Source organism: Clostridium sp. Marseille-QA1073 (assembly GCF_054863625.1).
In genome coordinates this window covers 13,662-32,762 of the sequence record NZ_JBSVQM010000034.1, presented here as the reverse complement: position 1 = coordinate 32,762, position 19,101 = coordinate 13,662, and the positions used below count along the sequence as shown (strand labels likewise).

13 protein-coding genes and 1 pseudogene are annotated in these 19,101 nt (G+C 32.8%); 1 reads left to right on the top strand and 13 read right to left on the bottom strand.

The features are described from left to right. Window positions 1-37: 37 nt before the first annotated feature. A complete protein-coding gene (locus ACY1IQ_RS19625) occupies window positions 38-223 on the top strand; it encodes a DUF4177 domain-containing protein (protein WP_461615577.1) in 186 nt (61 codons plus the stop codon). A gap of 345 nt (window positions 224-568) precedes the next feature. Here ACY1IQ_RS19625 and xdh read toward each other — a convergent pair whose 3' ends face one another. The 13 genes and pseudogenes from xdh to ACY1IQ_RS19560 form a co-directional block, all read right to left on the bottom strand. Continuing rightward, the gene (xdh, locus tag ACY1IQ_RS19620; protein WP_461615576.1) at window positions 569-3,124 is read right to left on the bottom strand and encodes a selenium-dependent xanthine dehydrogenase; all 2,556 of its coding nucleotides are present in this window, start codon (window positions 3,122-3,124) and stop codon (window positions 569-571) included. Window positions 3,125-3,272: 148 nt separating this feature from the next. Then, window positions 3,273-4,223: a carbamate kinase gene (arcC, locus tag ACY1IQ_RS19615; RefSeq protein ID WP_461615575.1), complete on the bottom strand. Its 951-nt coding sequence runs from the start codon at window positions 4,221-4,223 to the stop codon at window positions 3,273-3,275. A 15-nt stretch (window positions 4,224-4,238) separates the two neighbouring features. Next, window positions 4,239-5,456, bottom strand: a complete 1,218-nt coding sequence (locus ACY1IQ_RS19610; RefSeq protein WP_461615574.1) for a YgeY family selenium metabolism-linked hydrolase — start codon at window positions 5,454-5,456, stop codon at window positions 4,239-4,241. A gap of 26 nt (window positions 5,457-5,482) precedes the next feature. Beyond that, the gene (gene ssnA, locus ACY1IQ_RS19605; protein WP_461615573.1) at window positions 5,483-6,811 is read right to left on the bottom strand and encodes a putative aminohydrolase SsnA; all 1,329 of its coding nucleotides are present in this window, start codon (window positions 6,809-6,811) and stop codon (window positions 5,483-5,485) included. A 30-nt stretch (window positions 6,812-6,841) separates the two neighbouring features. Next, the gene (ygfK, locus tag ACY1IQ_RS19600; RefSeq protein WP_461615572.1) at window positions 6,842-9,859 is read right to left on the bottom strand and encodes a putative selenate reductase subunit YgfK; all 3,018 of its coding nucleotides are present in this window, start codon (window positions 9,857-9,859) and stop codon (window positions 6,842-6,844) included. A gap of 49 nt (window positions 9,860-9,908) precedes the next feature. Beyond that, window positions 9,909-11,105: a knotted carbamoyltransferase YgeW gene (gene ygeW / locus ACY1IQ_RS19595; protein WP_461615571.1), complete on the bottom strand. Its 1,197-nt coding sequence runs from the start codon at window positions 11,103-11,105 to the stop codon at window positions 9,909-9,911. Window positions 11,106-11,462: 357 nt separating this feature from the next. Then, window positions 11,463-11,785: pseudogene (locus ACY1IQ_RS19590) on the bottom strand (amidohydrolase family protein); the annotation flags it as partial. A gap of 26 nt (window positions 11,786-11,811) precedes the next feature. Next, window positions 11,812-12,303 carry a xanthine dehydrogenase subunit XdhC gene (xdhC, locus tag ACY1IQ_RS19585; RefSeq protein ID WP_191741629.1) on the bottom strand — a complete coding sequence of 164 codons (492 nt, stop codon included), beginning with the start codon at window positions 12,301-12,303 and terminating at the stop codon, window positions 11,812-11,814. Further along, on the bottom strand, window positions 12,296-13,183 hold the full coding sequence (gene xdhB / locus ACY1IQ_RS19580) for a xanthine dehydrogenase subunit XdhB (RefSeq protein WP_461615570.1): 888 nt from the start codon (window positions 13,181-13,183) through the stop codon (window positions 12,296-12,298). The genes xdhC and xdhB overlap by 8 nt, the downstream gene beginning before the upstream one ends. Before the next feature lie 14 nt (window positions 13,184-13,197). Beyond that, entirely contained in the window at window positions 13,198-15,483 is a 2,286-nt protein-coding gene (xdhA, locus tag ACY1IQ_RS19575; RefSeq protein ID WP_461615578.1) for a xanthine dehydrogenase subunit XdhA, read from the bottom strand. A gap of 232 nt (window positions 15,484-15,715) precedes the next feature. After that, complete coding sequence (locus ACY1IQ_RS19570; RefSeq protein WP_461615569.1) at window positions 15,716-16,015, bottom strand: hypothetical protein; 300 nt, start codon at window positions 16,013-16,015, stop codon at window positions 15,716-15,718. 228 nt (window positions 16,016-16,243) lie between these two features. Beyond that, window positions 16,244-17,635: a dihydropyrimidinase gene (gene hydA, locus ACY1IQ_RS19565; RefSeq protein ID WP_461615568.1), complete on the bottom strand. Its 1,392-nt coding sequence runs from the start codon at window positions 17,633-17,635 to the stop codon at window positions 16,244-16,246. Between the two features lie 75 nt (window positions 17,636-17,710). Further along, entirely contained in the window at window positions 17,711-19,099 is a 1,389-nt protein-coding gene (locus ACY1IQ_RS19560; RefSeq protein WP_461615567.1) for a nucleobase:cation symporter-2 family protein, read from the bottom strand. Between the last annotated feature and the right edge of the window lie 2 nt (window positions 19,100-19,101).

Sequence of the window (19,101 nt, the reverse complement as noted above, 5' to 3'; positions counted from 1 at the left end):
TAAAGTAGAAAAATTATAATTTACTGGAGGAATGGTTATGTATGAATATAAATATGTGCCAACAACACTAGGAGGACTCTTTTCTAGTGCCGACCATCATGAAATTATAGATGAATATGCTAAAAGCGGATGGAGATTAGTGCAAGTTCTTCCTATGTACTATAATTCTCATGGAAAACCTACAGATTACGAAATAATATTTGAAAAAGAAATTACTAAATAGTATGGGGGATAATAGTATTATTTATATAAAGGAATTAATTGAGCCAAAAGCTATGAAGATGTTTATAATCATATAGTTATTTGAGACAATCGTCCTTTAACTAATCCTATGGTAACTGAAAAAACAAATATTATTGAAATGATAAACAAAAACTTATTGAAATATTTACGAAACAACTGGAGAATAATATTACAGTTAATATATGCTTGAAATAAGTTCATAACTTTTATAAAAATTGAAACAAGGGAAGCCAAAGTGATATGCACCCCAAAAGTGCTTCCCTTAAAAATTGATATATCTTCAACATTTTCTAAAATATAGCCATTTTAAAAAACATTTAAACAATTATTTCTTTTTTCTATAAACCGTGTCATCAAAAGGAAGTTTTTTTCTAAATTGTCCATCAAATTTTAAATAGGCTCCTTGAGCTGCTGGAGCTGTTGGTATAGTTGTGATTTCTCCTACTCCTTTTGCACCATAAGCTAAATCATTTGTGTTCTTTTCAATTATTATGGATTCAATTTCTGGTATATCTGTAGCTCTAAATAATCCTAAGGTTCCAAATTTAGCAGTAGGAACAGAGTTGTTTAATGGATAATCTTCTGTAAATGCATATCCAAGTCCCATAACTACTCCACCTTCAATTTGTCCTTCTACATTAGTAACATTTATAGCCTTTCCTACATCGTGTGCTGCAACTACTTTTTCTACCCTTCCATCTTCATCAAGGATAACAACTTGTGTTGCATAACCATAAGCTACGTGACTTACTGGATTTTCTTTGTCAGAATTAATAGGATCTGTGATACCTTTATATTCTCCATAGAATTCTTCCCCTTCACATTCTTCTAGTGATTTAGTTAATAACATTTCTTTAAGCTTTAATGCTGCCACTCTTGTAGCTTCTCCAGTAAATACTGTTTGTCTTGATGCTGTAGTTGTTCCTGAATCTGGTGCAACCAGAGTATCTGGTAAATCTAAAATTATCTGCTGTGGTAATAAATTTGTTGTTTCACATATTATTTGTGTAAGAATTGTTCCAAGTCCTTGTCCTATACAAGCTGCACTAGTTCTTATGTGAACTTTTCCATCTATCACTACTAAATTACATCTACCAATATCAGGTAATCCAACACCAATTCCTGCATTTTTCATACAGCAAGCTATTCCAGCATATTTATTATTTTCATATGCATCTTTTACAGCCAATATAGTTTCTTTGATAGCAGTTCCTTCATCTGCAATTTGTCCATTAGGCAATATATCTCCCGGTTCTACTGCATTTTTAAATCTTATTTCCCAAGGAGATATACCTACTTTTTCCGCTAAAAGATTTAGATTACATTCTGATCCGAAAACTGACTGAGTTACACCAAAACCTCTAAAAGCTCCACCTGGAGGATTATTGGTATATACTGCTGTACCTTTTATCTCCACATTTGAACATCTATATGGTCCTGCTGCATGAGTACAAGCCCTTTGAAGTACAGGTCCACCCAATGATGCATAGGCACCAGTATCTGCTATAATTTCAGCTTTAAATGCTGTTAAATTTCCTTCTTCATCACAAGCAGTAGTAATAGTCATTTCCATAGCGTGTCTCTTAGGATGAATCATTATACTTTCCTTACGGCTTAAAGTTACTTTTACAGGCTTTTTCATATACCAAGCAAGTAGAGCAGCATGATGTTGTACACTCATATCCTCTTTTCCACCAAAACCGCCTCCCACGTATTTGCTTATAACCCTTACCTTTTCATGAGGAAGTCCTAAAAGCTCAGAAACTTCTCTTTGTTCATCATATATCCCTTGAGCTCCAGTATAGATAAGAATCCCATCACTCTCTGGCATAGCTACAGCACTTTCTGGCTCTAAAAAAGCATGTTCAGTAAAAGGAGTAGAATAATGATTTGTAACTACATACTTAGAATTAGCTATAGCTTCATCCACGTTACCTCTTTTTACTTTTTCTACTCTTAAAATATTTCCATCAGGATGGATTTTAGGTGCATTTTCCTCCATTGCCATAGAAGGAGTACTTAAAGGCTCCAACTCTTCATATTCTACTTTTATAAGATTAAGTATTTCTTTTAAAGCTTTTTTACTCTTTGCTGCAACTAGTGCAACTGAATCTCCAACATATCTTGTTTCTTCTCCTACTGCTATTAAAGCTGGCCAATCTTTTGATATATGTCCTATAAATCTCTTTCCTGGTATATCTTCTGCCGTAAGTACCGCTTCTACTTCTGGATGTTTTAAAGCTTCTGAAATATCAATACTCTTTACTAAAGCTCTAGGATATTTCGTTCTTAAAGCAGAGCCATAAACCATTCCCTCTACTTTCATGTCATCTACATATTTTCCGGTACCTAAGATTTTATCCTTTGCATCTATTCTTGGAATATTTTCACCTATTTTACCTTTATATTTTTCATCAGGTAAAATTCCACCATTTCTAAATGCTTCTGCTGCCATTTCAATGGCTTTTATTATTTTAACGTATCCAGTACACCTACAAACATTTCCTCTAATAGCTGCTTTAATTTCTTTTTTACTTGGATCTAAATTCTTATCTAAAAGTGCCTTTGCACTTATAATCATCCCCGGTATACAAAAACCGCATTGAACTGCACCAGCTTTTGAAAAAGCCCAAACGAATACCTCTTTCTCTTTTTCTGAAAGCCCTTCAACAGTCAATATATTTTTCCCATCTGCTTTTACAGTTGTAAATAAACAAGCTCTCATAGCTTTGCCATCTACAATTATCATGCAAGCACCACAAGCTCCTTCTGCACAACCGTTTTTCACTGAGGTTAAATTTTTATATTCTCTTAGATATTCAAGAAAGTTTATATCTTCTTCAACGTTGATTCTTTCACCATTTAAAATAAATTCAGACATAAGAGCTCACCCCATAATTAATATATTTATATTTTATTACTCATAAAGAAACTTTTAGAATAAACTATATTTAAAAATTGAGAGCTGAAAGTTAAGAAGTTTTTTAGCCCTCAATTCTTTACTTTCAACTCTCAAATTAAATTTAATCTTATTTATTTAGTGTGATAACTGTTCCTGTCTTACCTTCTAGTGCATCTACTGCACTGTAAAGTGAAGTTATTATAGCTTTATGATTTGGGTTCGCTTTTGCAAACATTACTGCTGCCTTAACCTTAGGAAGCATTGATCCAGGAGCAAAATGTCCCTCTTCCATATATTTTTCAGCTTCTTCTACAGTAATATGATTAAGATCAGCTTGATTAGGTTTATTAAAGTTTATTGATACCTTTTCAACCTCTGTAAGTATCATTAAAGTATCTGCATTAACATCTTCAGCAAGTTTTTCAGCTGCAAGATCTTTATCTATAACTGCGGCAACTCCCTCTAATGATCCATCTTCCTTTTCAATAACTGGAATACCGCCACCGCCTGCTGCTATACATATAGTTGAATTCCATAGTTCTTTAACTGATGAAATCTCTACTATTCTTTTAGGTGCTGGTGAAGCTACTACTCTTCTCCATCCTCTTCCAGAATCTTCTTTCATCACATAACCCTTTTCTTCTTGAAGTTTTTTAGCTTCTTCTTCACTATAAAAAGCTCCTATAGGTTTAGTAGGGTTTTTAAAAGCAATGTCATCTTTATCCACTACTACCTGTGTAACAATTGTTGCCACTGGTGTATTTTTATTTCTGTCAGCTAAAGCTTTTCTAAGAGATTGCTGAATATGATATCCTATATAACCTTGACTCATAGCACCACATACATCAAAAGGCATAGATGGTGTAACATTTGCAGCTGCTTCTGATGCAAGTAGAATTCTTCCTACTTGTGGTCCATTTCCATGAACTATTGCAATTTCATATTTTCTGCAACTAAGCTCTGCTATATACTCGCAAGTCTTTTTAACTACTTCTAATTGAGCTTCTGCTGTCGCAGGGGTTCCAGATTCTTGAAGTGCGTTTCCACCTAATGCTATAACTAATTTACTTAACCCCATGTCCTATACCCCCTACTATTTGTTAGCAAATTCTTTTACATAAGTTATTGGAATAAGTGCATACATTGCTGCACATTTTACTAATTCATCTTTCCAAGTTTTTTCATTAGGAGCATGAGCTTGATCTTCATGTCCTGGTCCAAATCCTATACATGGTATTCCATATCTACCCATTATAGAAACTGCATTTGTAGAGAATGTCCATTTATCAACTTTTGGTTCACTCTTGAATAGATCTTTATAGCATTTTACAGCTGTTTCACATGCTGGGTGATCTTCTTTTAATACCCAAGTTGGGAAGAAACATTCTGTTGGGTATACTAAACCAGTATATGAAGGTCTTTCATAGCTATACATTTCAACTTCAGCATTTGCAGCTTTAACTGCTGGTAAATTCTTAATTTGTTGAATTGCATATTCCCAAGTTTCACCATCAGTAAGTCTTCTGTCTACAGATATAGTACATCCATCTGCAACAGCACATCTTGAAGGTGATGAGAAGAATATTTCAGATACAGTTAAACTACCTTTTCCTAAGAATTCATCATATTTTAAGTTTTCATGTAAAGCTTTTAATTCATTTAGTATAGGAGCCATTTTAAATATTGCGTTATCTCCTCTTTCTGGTGCTGATCCGTGACAGCTAACACCACGAGTTGTAACTTTTATTTCCATTCTTCCTCTGTGTCCTCTGTATATATTTAAGGAAGTTGGCTCTGTGATCACAACAAATTCTGGTTTTATTTTGCTTTCATTGATTATATATTGCCAGCATAGTCCATCACAGTCTTCTTCTTGTACAGTACCAGTTACTATTAATGTGTAATCATCTTCTAGTCCAAGATCTTTGATTATCTTTCCAGCATAAACCATAGAAGCCATTCCGCCTTCTTGGTCTGTTCCTCCTCTTCCTATTATTATTTCATCATCTTCATATCCTTCATAAGGATCATAATTCCATAGATTTCTATCACCTATTCCAACTGTATCTATATGAGCATCCATAGCTATAACATGTTTTCCATGACCTATATATCCTAATACATTTCCCATAGGATCTATTTCTACTTTATCAAATCCTACTTTTTCCATCTCTTCTTTTATTCTAAGTACTACTTCTTTCTCTTGACAGCTTTCACTTGGAATTCTAATCATATCTCTTAAGAATTTTGCCATCTCTGGTTTATATTTCTCAGCTAATTTTAATATTTCTTCTTTTTTAATAGTTTCCATTTAAAACCCCTCCAAAACCTTATAAATTAAAATCTTTTCCAAACTTCAGTTGCTAGTTCTCTGCTTCTAGCCATAATTCTCTCTTCATCAACATGAAGAAGTTTTCTATCTTCCATTAAAACCTTACCATTTATAATAGTTGTATCAACATGTCTTCCATTGATACCAAATAATATATGGCTGTTAATATTATTTTCATTAATTGGTGTTGGTGGATTATAATCTACTACAATTATATCCGCTAGTGCACCTTCTTTTAAAATTCCAACCTTATCATCAATAAATCTTTCGGTAATTTTTCTGTTGTTCTCAAATAACATTTCAGGAATTTCACCCCATGCCACAGTTGAATCTTTAGCAGCATGCTTATGGATAATGTTAGCAACTTTATAAGATTCAGTAATATCTGGAGTATATCCATCAGTTCCTAATCCTAATAAAATTCCCTTTTTATACATTTTAAGCACTGGAGAAACACCTACTGCATTTCCCATGTTTGACTCAGGATTATGAACTACTATTGAATTCTTTTCTTTGATCATTTCCATTTCATCATCTGAAACATAAATACAATGTACTGCTATGGTTTTATCACAAAGAACTCCTGCATCGTACCATCTTTCTATAACGCCCTTGCCATACTTTTCTTTTGAATCTTCTAAATCTTCAATACCTTCTCCGCAATGAACATGGAAGCCTGTGTTTAAGCTTTTAGCTGCATCCACACATTTTTCTAAAGTCTTTTCAGAAATTGTCATAGATGCATGAAGTCCAAACATTCCTTTGATCATATCATCCTTTTTACCATTACAATATTTAATAAATTCTGCATTTTCGTCGATGCCTTCTTGTGCAATTTTTTCTCCATCTCTATCGGAAGTTTCATAACACAAATTACTACGAATTCCCATTGTCTCTGCTGCCTCTGCTATTTTAAATAAGCTTCCTTTGACAGCATGAGCACTAGCATGATGATCAAATACAGTAGTTACTCCATTTTTTATTTGATCAACCATAGGTACCATAGCACTATAGTAAACATCTTCTAAATTTAATACTTTATCTAATCTCCACCAAAGACCTTTAAGTATATCAGGGAATGATTTTGCTGGAGGACTATCATTAGCCATACCTCTAGCAAAAGTACTATAATAGTGCATATGAGTATTTATAAATCCTGGCATTATAAGTTTGCCTTTTGCATCTATAAATTGGTATCCTTTATATTTATTTTTTAGAGTTTCAGTTGATCCAATTTCAATAATTTTATTTTTCTCAACAGCAACACACCCATTGTCTATGATTGGTCTAGTATTATCTCTAGTTATAACTTTTCCATTTCCAATCAACAACATCTGATTTACCTCCCCAATTCTAAATATTCTTTATGACATATAGCTATATTTATTTATGAAAGTTTTAATCATATTTTCCATTTCATTTGAGATGACATTTAATTCACCAACAGTATAATCTACAACCTCAGCATTTTCTTTTCTAACTTTGCAGACTCCTTTATCTTTATCTATGATTAAAAATCCTTTGTTTGTACTATCTTCAAAATCTTCTTTGCTCCAAAAAACTGTTGTTTTATCTTTATATGGATTTCCTTCATAAGGACAGAATATACCACAGTTACCACACTCATTGCACATTCCATCTAAGTGTATTATTTGATGTGAAGATTGGAAACCTTCATCCACATTAACAACTATATTTGCTCTGTTAGGACAAACGTCTACACAAATTTCACATACCTTGTTACAAGATAGACATCTATCTGATTCTTTTTCTAAACAATCAGAAGCTTTTAATATACCTTTCTTGTTATATGTTTCCTTTTCATTTACAGTAAAGACTTTTTTATCAAAATCATTACTTAATCCTTCTTTTAATAAAATATCTTTAGATACTGCTTTACCATCAGCTATAGCTTTAACAATAGTAGATGGTCCTTCTTTCATGTCCCCAGCAACATATACATTAGTAACGTTTGTCTCACAAGCTTTGTTTACCTTAGGGAAACCTTTAGAATCCAATTTTATTTTATTTTTTCTAAGTAAATCACTGTCTATTTGCTGTCCTACAGCAGAAATAACTGTATCTGCTTCTATCTCCACAATTTTGCCAGAACTTACAGGTCTTCTTCTTCCTGAAGCATCTTTTTCTCCTAATTTCATCTCTTCACAAATTAATTTGGAATCTTTTATTGATATTGGTGAAAGTAATTCTTTAAATAATATATCTTCTGATTGAGCTAACTCTATTTCTTCTAAGCTAGCTGGCATATATTTTTTAGTTCTTCTATAAACTATAGAAACTTTTTCTACTCCTGGAGTTCTTTTAGCTGCACGTGCTGCATCCATAGCTACGTCGCCACCACCGATGACACATACATGCTTTCCTAAATTCATGTTTCCTTTAGAACTTTTGTTATTTTCAAGGAATGAAATAGCATCAACAGCTTTTTCTCCGCCTTCTTTTAATGGTAAATTACCTGGTTTCCAAGCACCTATTGCTAGTACCACATAATCATATTCACTCTTTAGTGCATCTACATCTAATTTTTCATCAATACCAAATTTAAAATTAACTCCTTGTTTTTTAACAAGTTCAAAGTCTTTTTTAATCATTTCAGAAGAAATTCTAAACTCTGGAATAACATATTCTATAACGCCATAAGGTCTTTCTTTTCTATCCATTACAGTTACATCTACACCATTTCTTCTTAAGAAAAGTGCAACAGATAGTCCTGCTGGACCTGCTCCTATAACTGCTACTTTTTTATTACTCTTTATGTCCGCTTTTTTAATATTTGAAATATACTTATCTGCAGCATTTAAAACTGCTACTTTTTTCATGTCTCTAATTAAAACTGATTCATCATAATCAAGTCTTGTACATTTGTATTGACAATTGTGATTGCATATAGTTCCTGTAATTGCTGGCGAAGCATTATCTTTAACTATTAAGTTGAAAGCTTCATCATATTTTTTCTCACCAACTAAAGCTACATATTCAGGTATTTGTTGATTTATAGGGCATCCTATTGTACAAGGTGCTATTGCACAATCATAAATTGGAAGTTCAGAAGAAATCTTCCTGCTGCTTACAGGTCTAAGATCTTTAAGGTGATATTTATCATTTAAAGCTGACTTTGCAAACTCATTTAAATATTCTGTATTTATACCTTTAAATGCACCTTTAAGATTATCTTCTACCTTTTTAGCCATTTGAGTTATTCTTTCATAACCACCTGGTTTTAATATAGTAGTTGCAAAAGTGATTGGTTGAATGCCTGCTTTTAAGATTTTTTCTACATTAAAGAAATCTGCACCACCAGAATAAGATATCTGTAAATCTCCATCAAATTCTGAAGCTAATTTACTTGCTAAAGATATAGTTAGTGGGAAAAGAGAGCGGCCTGACATATACATTTCTTCTCCAGGTAATTCGCCATTTTCAATTTTAACTGGCAGAGTATTTGTAAGCTTTACTCCTATTTCTAATTTTAATTCTTTAGCAATAACTTTTAGACGTTTAAGCATAGATACTCCATCTTTATATTGCAAGTCATTTACAAAATGTTTAGGATTAAGAACTACGTAATCATATCCCATTTGATCAAAGGTATCTCTAACAAATTTTTCTCCTAAAAGAGTTGGATTCATCTTTATAAAAGTATGAAGATTTTTTTCTTCTAAAAGATACTTTGCAATCTTTTCAATTTCTTCTGGTGGACATCCATGTAGTGTAGATAAAGTAATGGACGGGCAAACTACTGGTGAAATTTTGTCCAAATCTTCTTTACTAAAATTAGAGAATAAATCCATATTAGAAATTAATGTTTCTTTGCATTCCTTCCAAACCTTTGTAGTGGATGCATTTCTCATTCCTTCTATATAAGCATCAACTTTAGGAGATTTTATACCTTCTAAATCATAGCCTACACTCATATTAAACATAAAGTCTCTTTCTTTGCTTAAGTTTAATTCTTTCATTAAAACATGAAGTAAGAACCAAGCCTTTATATACTCATCATAAGCTTCTGGCACTGTTAGTTCTGTAGACCATTCCACATTGTAACATTCATCTTCTGCATGAATACATGGTTTAGCTACGGGTAAATCCTCTCCATCAATAACTTGCACTGTTTTTAATTCAATAAAACGGCTCCCTGTTAAGTAAGATGCAACTATGTTTTGTGTTAATTGAGAATTAGGACCTGCTGCAGGACCAATTGGAGATGCCAGTTTTTCTCCAAATAATTCTATATATTTATTAGTATTATTTTTGTAAAATTTATTCTTGTGAATTCCAAAAATAGATTCCTTTTCTTTAAGTTCTTTTATAATCCATGTAATCATTCTTTCAAATGAAATTGGTCGCATCTTGTCGCCCATACAAACTTTTCCCCCTTAAAGATATAATAAATTTTTTATTACATCATAATTATTTTCCGTAAAATCTTGGATTATTTGCTTTTAAAAGCTTCTCAATTGTTTCAACTGGATTTTTAACTTTGCTTAAGAATATCATTGCAGCAATAATATAAGGTTTATATCCAGCTTCTTTGTAAAGTGGTTCACGGTAACGATCAAATACTGATGCAGCTACTTCTCCTTCACTACAGCTAACTCCTGTGATGTCAGCTGGTAAGCAGTGTAAATATAATGCTTTTCCATCTTTAGTAAGCTTCATCATTTCTTCTGTACATTCCCAATCTTTATGTTTAGCATTTTCTTGTAATAATTCTTTTTCTAGTACATCTATTTCTTCAAATTTACCTTCTCCATATAGGTTTGTACGTCTTTCCATGAATGCAAAAGGTGCCCAGCTCTTAGGATATACTATATCTGCATTTTCGAAAGCCTCTTTCATTGAATTAGTTTTTATAAATTTACCGCCGCTTGCTTCAGCATTTTTTCTTGCTACTTCTTCTACTTCAGGCATTAAGTCATATCCTTCTGGATGAGCAAGTACAACTTCCATTCCCATTCTTGTCATTAATCCAATTACACCTTGTGGAACTGAAAGTGGTTTACCATAAGATGGTGAATATGCCCAAGACATAGCTATTTTTTTACCTTTAAGATTTTCTGCTCCTCCAAAATGATGAATTATATGAAGTAAATCTGCCATACATTGAGTTGGATGGTCTATATCACATTGAAGATTTACAAGTGTAGGACGTTGTTCTAAAACGCCTTCTTTATATCCATCTTGAACTGCCTCAGATACTTCATGCATATATTTATTTCCTTTACCTATAAACATGTCATCTCTGATACCTATAACATCAGCCATGAAAGAAATCATATTCGCTGTTTCACGTACTGTTTCTCCATGGGCAATTTGTGACTTTCCTTCATCTAAATCCTGAACTTCTAATCCTAATAAGTTACATGCACTTGCAAAGCTAAATCTTGTTCTTGTAGAATTATCACGGAATAGTGAAATACCTAATCCACTATCAAATATTTTTGTAGATATATTATCTTCTCTCATTTTGCGTAAAATATCTGCTACTGTAAATACCGCATTAAGTTCGTCATCTGTCTTTTCCCAAGTTAAGAAGAAATCATTATTATACATTTTTTCACATTTGAAATTTCCTAATTTTTCAGTTAATTTTTTAATATCTTGCATGAATACGCCTCCTAAATTTTTATAATTAAATTTTGAATTTACATACTAAATTATTTAAAATCTTTAAAATGAAAAATTTTTATATTCTTTTTAACTTTTTGCCTCCTCCTTTAATATATTTTAATAAGCAATATCTATGCCAAACATCTTAAAGCCTATAAATGGTTAATTGAGAAAAATTATATGTATAAATTAATTATTAAAATGATAAATTTATCATTTTAATAATTAATTTATCGAATGTTGTAAATATTCACTCTAATATTCAACTTCGTAATATATCTTATCATTTTGATAAATTAAGAAAAAAGAACCTTTTTAATCTATAAAGGTTCTTTATAACTATAAAATTATTATTTAGTCAATAATAGAGAAATCTACTTTTTTTCTTTTTAGAAATTGTCCATATCCTTTTTTCCAACAAACTCATTATCTTCTACTATAATTTTTCCTCTTGGAATTGTCATTATTGGATATCCTTGAAGTTCAAATCCTTCATAAGGAGTATAATCCACATTTTTCTGTAACATTGATTTTATAATTTTAACTTTTTTATTAGGGTCAATTATAATAATATCTCCATCGGTGCCAATTGCAATAGTCCCTTTCTTAGGGTATAATTCAAATATTTTTGCAGGTTTTGTACTTATCAAATCTACAAATTTATTTATTTTAATTCTTGTACTAGTTGATTTTCAAACATGACCTAATTCTGATTAACTCCATTTTCTTCTATCACTTTTTCTACTGCCGATACAATATTGTGATATCCAGTACAGCGGCATAAGTTTCCTGCCATATGCTTTTTAATAGCTTCTCTGGAAAGTTTTTCTCCTCGTTCTAATAAAACAGTAGCTGACATTACAAAGCCTGGTGTGCAGAATCCGCACTGAACTGCTCCTTCTTCAATAAATGCCTCTTGAATTCTAGTTAATTCTCCATTCTCTCCAAGGAGCCCTTCCAATGTTCTAATATTCTTACCTTCTGCCCACACTGCCAAATAGATACAAGAATCAACTGTTTCGCCATCAATAATTACAGTGCAGGCACCGCATTCTCCTACTTCACAGCCTTTTTTTACCGAAGTAAGTCCTAAACGGTTACGCAACATATCCAATAAGGATTCCCTCACGTCTACATATTCGGCTACTTCTTTTCCATTTACGATGCATTTTACCAATCGCATCTCTTTATTCATGATGATTCCCCCTTGAAAGTTCTATTGTTTTTGCCAGTGCCCTTTTTGCAATCTCTCCACCGATTTGAAGACGAAATGCTTTAGAAGCTCTCCATGAATCTCTTGGATTAATCTCTTGGCGAATGGTATCTTCTACTACTTGATAAAGAGATTCCTTAATCATTTTTCCTTTGATGGCATTTTCCGTCATATGGCAGCGGTAAGGAACAGGTGCTGCAACTCCAAATGTAATTCTTACATCCTCTAAAACATTGGTCTGAGAATTTATCTTGCTTACAACACTACAGCTTAATGTAGCAATATCCATAGCATTTCTCATGGAATATTTAATATAGTGTCCCCAATATCCCCAGTAATTCTCTTTAGGGATAATAATATGTGTAAGCAGTTCGCCCGGATGCAGATCCACACGTCCCGGTCCTAAATAGAATTCTTTTACCGGTACAATTCTTTCACTGTCACTGCTGACAATCTTTAATTTAGCATCCAAAGAAAAGACTGTAGGAGCACTATCTGCACTAACCGCACCATTACAGATATTACCGCCGATTGTTCCAATATTTCGAACCTGCGGTCCGCCAACTTGATCTACTGCTTCTCCCAAAACAGGAATATATTTTTGAATAATCGGATCATTGGTAATATGACTGAAAGTAGTGGCAGCACCAATATGAATATCTTTATTTTCTGTTAAAATAACTCCCTGGAGTTCCTTGATGTCACGAATACAGAGCAGATCTGTTCCTGCCATTTTTCCTTCTCGAATCTTGATTAGCACATCACTTCCTCCTGCAATAATTCTTGCATCAGAATGTTCTTTAAGAAGGGAAACTGCTTCTTTTATTGTTGCTGCATTATAATAATGATTAATATCGTACATAACATTTCTCCTTTCTATATTAAACCTGCTTTGGTAAAAGCATCAATTAATCTTTGAGGAGACATAGGAATCTCATGAAGACTGACACCGGTTGCATGTAAGACAGCATTACGAATAGCTGGAGCTGGCGGAATGGCCGGCGGTTCTCCCAATGCTTTATTGCCATAAGGTCCTGTAGGTTCTTCTAATTCTACAAAATCAACATCCAGATCCGGTAAGTCCATTGTTGTCGGCATTTTGTAATCTAACAATGTACCGTTTAAGACTCTGCCTGTTTTCTCATCCACAAGCAATTGCTCGCTTAATCCATAACCAATTCCCATGGACATTCCTCCATGTATCTGCATAACAGCAAGCTGAGGATTCAGTAATACTCCGCTGTCATGGACATTGATTATTTTTATAATCTTTACTTTTCCAAGCTTAATATCTACTTCTACTTCTGCAAAGCAGCATCCGGTTGCTATGGCATTCTTTTTCGCCTGAAGAGATACTTCCGATGTAATAACAGAGGAATTGCTGAGGCTGTAGTAACTTTCCATAGCTAACTCTTCTAAGGACAATATCTTTTTTCCATCCCCTAAGATCCATCCGTCTTCAATCTCTAATTGGTTATATTCTTCTTTCAGAAGTGTTTTGGCATAAGTTAAAATCTTTTCATACATCTGTTCTGCACACTGTTTTACTGCGGTACCTGTTACATAAGACTGTCTGGATGCATAAGCACCTGTATCAAATGGTGTAACATCAGTATCCTGAATAGACTGGATATGAACATCTTCCATATTTATATGCAAAGTTTCCGCTACCATTTGTGAAAATACCGTATCTGAACCCTGTCCTATCTCAGTAGCTCCAACCATAAGCTGTACACTGCCGTCTTGATTCATAACCAGTCTGGCACCTGCTATTTCAAGAGAAATAGGCCATACACCAGTTTTATAACTAAACACCGACATACCGACTCCCCTGCGGATATTCCCTGTCTGATTTCGGTATTGTTCTCGTTTTTTCTGCCAATTAATATACTTAGCACCCTTATCCATACATTCCATAACACCATTTGTATTGGCTGCTATAGGAGTAAGATAAGGATCTTCAAAGTATCCCTTAATTAAATTCTTCTTACGAAACTCTAATGGATCCATATTAATTTTATAAGCAATATCATCTATAAAAGCTTCACTTGCAAAGCATATCTGTGGAATGCCATATCCTCTCATGGCTCCACCTACAGGAGTATTGGTATAGATTGTATAAGCCGTTGCTTTAATATTGTCTACATGATACAAATGTCTCCATGCAGTTGCACCGTTGGCAGCAATAGCATGACCATGAGAAGCATATGCTCCTTGATTGGAATAAGCATACATCTCTTTGCCAATGATTATTCCTTCTTTGTTTACTCCTGCTTTAAGATCATATTCTATGGAGTGCCTTGTTCTAGTGCAAACAAAAGTTTCCTCTCTTGTAATATCTAATTTTACAGGACGGCCGCCTACCTGCGTTGTTAAAAAAGCATTCAAGGGCTCATATAACACATCCTGTTTATTGCCGAATCCTCCACCGATATAAGGCTTTATAACTCTTACTTTTCCCCATGAAATTCCCAATGCCTGTCCTACAACCCTTTTTACAATATGGGGAATCTGTGTAGAGCTGACAATCACAATACGTCCTTTCTCCATATACGCATATGAGATAGGATTCTCAATATGGCAATGCTGCACAACCTGAGTTTTATAAGTTCCGTTTACAACCACTTCCGCCGATTCAAAAGCTTCTTTCACATTGCCGATTTCATACTCGCTTTTGGCAAGAATATTATCAGGCTTTTCTTCATGAATCGGAGGATTGCTCCCTTTCATAGATTCTCTTGGATGTATCTCAGGCTTATATTCTTCGTACTCAACTTTAATTAATTTTAAAGCCCGGGTCGCGATTACTTCATCCTCTGCAATAACAGCTGCAATATCATCTCCATAATAACGGACTCTTCTTGTCAAAATATTACGGTCTGCCACATCTTGATGAGCAGGTTCCACTGACCAGGGATGACCTGGAGTAGGATAAGTTTGTTTTGGTACATCTTTAAATGTTACAATCTTTATAACCCCGTCTAAATCTTCTGCTTCACTGGTATCAATTGACTTTACAATTCCATTGGCAATGGTAGAATGATACACTTTTGCCACAAGACATTGATTTAAAATCAAATCATCCGTAAATTTTACTCTGCCAGTAACTTTTTCGTAAGCATCTACTCTTGGAATGTTTTGTCCAATCACATTATTCAATATTTGTCACCTTCTCAATTTTTTATTTAAAATATAGTTAACGATTACAAATATACATTATTATTGTGCGATATTTATAAATAATTTCTATATTTAATTATTATTTCTGCTTTTTCACAAGAACTCCTGTAACCTTTTCATAAATATTTCCTTCTGATTCTAGATGCATAAGGCTAAGCTTTTCCTATGTATTTCTAAATTCCTATACATTCAAGAATATCCATTCATATATTAATTAGCTACTAATTGGAGATTGATCATTCTGTATTGCTGATTTCACTAATTCTTTATCTTCTTTACCCATTGGAAAAAGAATACTTGCTATAATTGAAACGATACAGCATACAGCAGCTGGTGAACTTATAAGAGGTTGTACTCCACTAAAGAATGGCTGCAAAAATGGTAGAAATGTATCAATAGCAAACTTCATAGTGGTAAGACCAATACCAAAAGAAAATGTAATGACGATTATAGTTGTGTTTCTTTCAGAAAAGCCTGCTTTAGCAATCATCTTAATGTCATTTGGTGTAATCATGGTAAATACTTTAAAGCCTATAAATGGTTAATCTTTAAAAATTATAGCCATAAACTTATTATTAAAATGATAAATTTATCATTTTAATAATAAATTTATCGAATGTTGTAAATATTCATGCTAATACTCGATTTAATGACCTATATATCTTATCATTTTGATAAATTTAGAAACAAGAACCTTTTATTTTACAAAAGGTTCTTTATAATTAGAAAAATCGCTATTTATTTAAATATTAGAAAAGTTTGTTTTTTCTCTTTTTAGAAATTGTCCATACCCTTTTTCTCCAATAAACTCATTATCTTTTACTATAACTTTTCCTCTTGAAATTGTTATTATTGGATACCCTTGAAGTTCAAATCCTTCATAAGGAGTATAATCCACATTTTCATGTAACATTGATTTTGTAATTTTAACTTTTTTATTAGGGTCAATTATAACAATATCTCCATCGGAGCCAATTGCAATAGTCCCTTTTTTGGGGTATAATCCAAATATTTTTGCAGGTTTCGTACTTACTAAATCTACAAATTTATTTAATGATATTCTTTTCTTCATGACTCCCTCTGAAAAAATCAGCGGAATTCTAGTTTCTATTCCCGGTACTCCACCTGGACATTTAGTAAAGTCATCTTTTCCTAGTTGTTTTTCTACATTGAAATTAAATGGACAGTGATCTGTTGCAATAACTTGTATATAGCCATCTTGAATTCCCTTCCACAATGCATCTTGATTAGACTTTTCTCTTAAAGGAGGACTAGCAATATATTTTAATCCTTCATTATTTTTACCATTATATTTAGTTTCATCTAAAAAAAGATATTGAGGACATGTTTCTGTAAAAACATTCTTTTGTCCATTATCCATAGCCATTTTTATATAATCTAATCCGAGCTTACAGGAAAGATGCACTATGTATAAAGGAGAATCTCCTGCCATTTTAGCAATATTGAGCATTTTATTTATAGCTTCTCCTTCACAACATACCGGTCTGCTCTTTGAGTGGTATATCGGTGCCGTAAGACCATTACTTGAATAATATTCCCTAAGATAATTAACAACGTCATTATTCTCTGGATGTACAGCTGTGATTATGCCAATTTCTTTAGATTTTTTAAGCACTTTAAATACTTCTAAATCACTTAATCTATAGTCATAGGTTAAGTAAACTTTATTACTTGTAATTCCTTCACTAGATAGCTCTTCAAGTTCTTCTAATATATTATCGTTTACATGTTGTATAACACCATGAAATCCATAATCTATAACCGCATTATCTCTAGCATAATTATGATATAAATTTACTTGATGATGTAAATTACATCCTTTTGGTCCAAATGCTAAATGATCAACTATAGTTGTAGTACCACCACATGCAGCTGCTATAGTTCCAGTATAAAAGTCATCTGTGGCCACAGCTATTCCTACATCTAAATTTAAGTGAGTGTGAACATCTACACCTCCAGGAATTACATATTTTTCATCAGCATCAACTATTTCATCAGCTTCTTCAATTAAATTCATGCCTATTTTAGTTATGATACCATTTTCTATATAAATATCTCCTTTAAAAATATCTCCTGAAGTAACAATAACTCCATTTTTTATTAAAGTGGCCATTGTAAAATTACATCTCCTTTTATGTCTATATAAAACATAATTTTAAAGTGTTATTTTCATTTCTTTTTTAATCTGTTACGCTTTACAACTATCTTTATTAACTACTTCTTTATTATCTTGTATTGGTAATTTTTTATTTTTTCCAAGCTCATTAAAGAATAAATTTAAAAGTATAGCAGATAAACTACCAGTTGTTATACCACTATGGAAAAGAGTGTCTACCCATTGTGGAAATTTAGAATAAAAAGTTGGTACTGCTAAAGGAATCATAGCAAGTCCAAGGCTTACTGCTACTATCATTCCATTTTTAGTTCCATTAAATTCAACCTTGCCAAGGCTTGAGATTCCACCTGAAGCCACCATACCAAACATAGCTATTCCAGCTCCTCCAAGGACAGGATATGGTATAGAAGCTACTACTGCTCCTGCTTTTGGGAATAGCCCCAATAATATCAAAATTATTCCTGAAGCAGCTACCACAAAACGGCTTTTAACCCCTGTTAAATTTACAAGACCTACATTTTGTCCAAAAGCAGTGTGTGGGAAGGTATTAAATATACCTGCAAGCATTGTGGCAAATCCATCTGTTCTAAGTCCTCTAGTTAAGTTTTTATCATCAATCTCTTTACCAACCATTTCATGTATAGCTATCATATTTCCTGTAGATTCTGTCATCGTAACTAACATAACTAATATCATTGAAATTATAGCCGTTAAATTAAATTTAAGTGATCCAAAATAGAAAGGTACATCTATATTAATCCATCCAGAACTACTAACCCTGCTAAAGTCTGTCATGTTTAACATTGAAGCAACAATAGTTCCTATAACTATACCTAATAATATAGATATATTACCTAAAATTCCCTTAAAGAATTTATACATAGTCAGGATTAAAATTAGAACAAATAAAGCTAATAAAATATTTTTAGGACTAGCGAATGTTGGAGAGTTTATATCATTGCCTGCACACCATTTAACTGCTACTGGAAGTAACGATATTCCTATTATAGTTATTACAGTACCTGTTACTACTTTTGGGAAAAATCTTATAAGTTTTCCAAAGAAAGGTGCCATAATAAAGCAGAATAATCCAGCTATAAATGTAGCTCCAAAAATAGTTGTAATACCTGTTATAGGATCTCCTGGATAAGTATTTGCAATAGCTATCATTGCCGATACAGATGCAAAACTTGCTCCTTCAATAACAGGAACCTTTGCCCCAATAAAATTCTTTATACCTAAAGACTGTATTAAAGTTGCTATACCTGCCACAAAAAGATCTGCATTTATAAGAAATATTATTTCTTCACTAGATAATTTTAACGCACTTCCTATTATTAAAGGAACAGCAACTGCACCTGCACACATTGCCAAAACATGTTGTAAACCTAAAATAAATAACTGCTGTGGTGGAAGCAATTCATCAACAGGAGCTATTGCTTTTTTCACTTTATCATCCATTT

What these genes read in the sequence shown, in the direction of transcription:
- ACY1IQ_RS19610 (WP_461615574.1), bottom strand. Translation starts at nt 5,456, where the DNA reads ATGGAAACTATTAAAAAAGAAGAAATATTAAAATTAGCTGAGAAATAT.
- xdhC (WP_191741629.1), bottom strand. Translation starts at nt 12,303, where the DNA reads ATGAATAAAGAGATGCGATTGGTAAAATGCATCGTAAATGGAAAAGAA.
- ssnA (WP_461615573.1), bottom strand. Translation starts at nt 6,811, where the DNA reads ATGTTGTTGATTGGAAATGGAAAAGTTATAACTAGAGATAATACTAGA.
- ACY1IQ_RS19570 (WP_461615569.1), bottom strand. Translation starts at nt 16,015, where the DNA reads ATGATTACACCAAATGACATTAAGATGATTGCTAAAGCAGGCTTTTCT.
- ACY1IQ_RS19625 (WP_461615577.1), top strand. Translation starts at nt 38, where the DNA reads ATGTATGAATATAAATATGTGCCAACAACACTAGGAGGACTCTTTTCT.
- ACY1IQ_RS19560 (WP_461615567.1), bottom strand. Translation starts at nt 19,099, where the DNA reads ATGGATGATAAAGTGAAAAAAGCAATAGCTCCTGTTGATGAATTGCTT.
- hydA (WP_461615568.1), bottom strand. Translation starts at nt 17,635, where the DNA reads ATGGCCACTTTAATAAAAAATGGAGTTATTGTTACTTCAGGAGATATT.
- xdh (WP_461615576.1), bottom strand. Translation starts at nt 3,124, where the DNA reads ATGTCTGAATTTATTTTAAATGGTGAAAGAATCAACGTTGAAGAAGAT.
- xdhB (WP_461615570.1), bottom strand. Translation starts at nt 13,183, where the DNA reads ATGTACGATATTAATCATTATTATAATGCAGCAACAATAAAAGAAGCA.
- ygeW (WP_461615571.1), bottom strand. Translation starts at nt 11,105, where the DNA reads ATGCAAGATATTAAAAAATTAACTGAAAAATTAGGAAATTTCAAATGT.
- arcC (WP_461615575.1), bottom strand. Translation starts at nt 4,223, where the DNA reads ATGGGGTTAAGTAAATTAGTTATAGCATTAGGTGGAAACGCACTTCAA.
- ygfK (WP_461615572.1), bottom strand. Translation starts at nt 9,859, where the DNA reads ATGGGCGACAAGATGCGACCAATTTCATTTGAAAGAATGATTACATGG.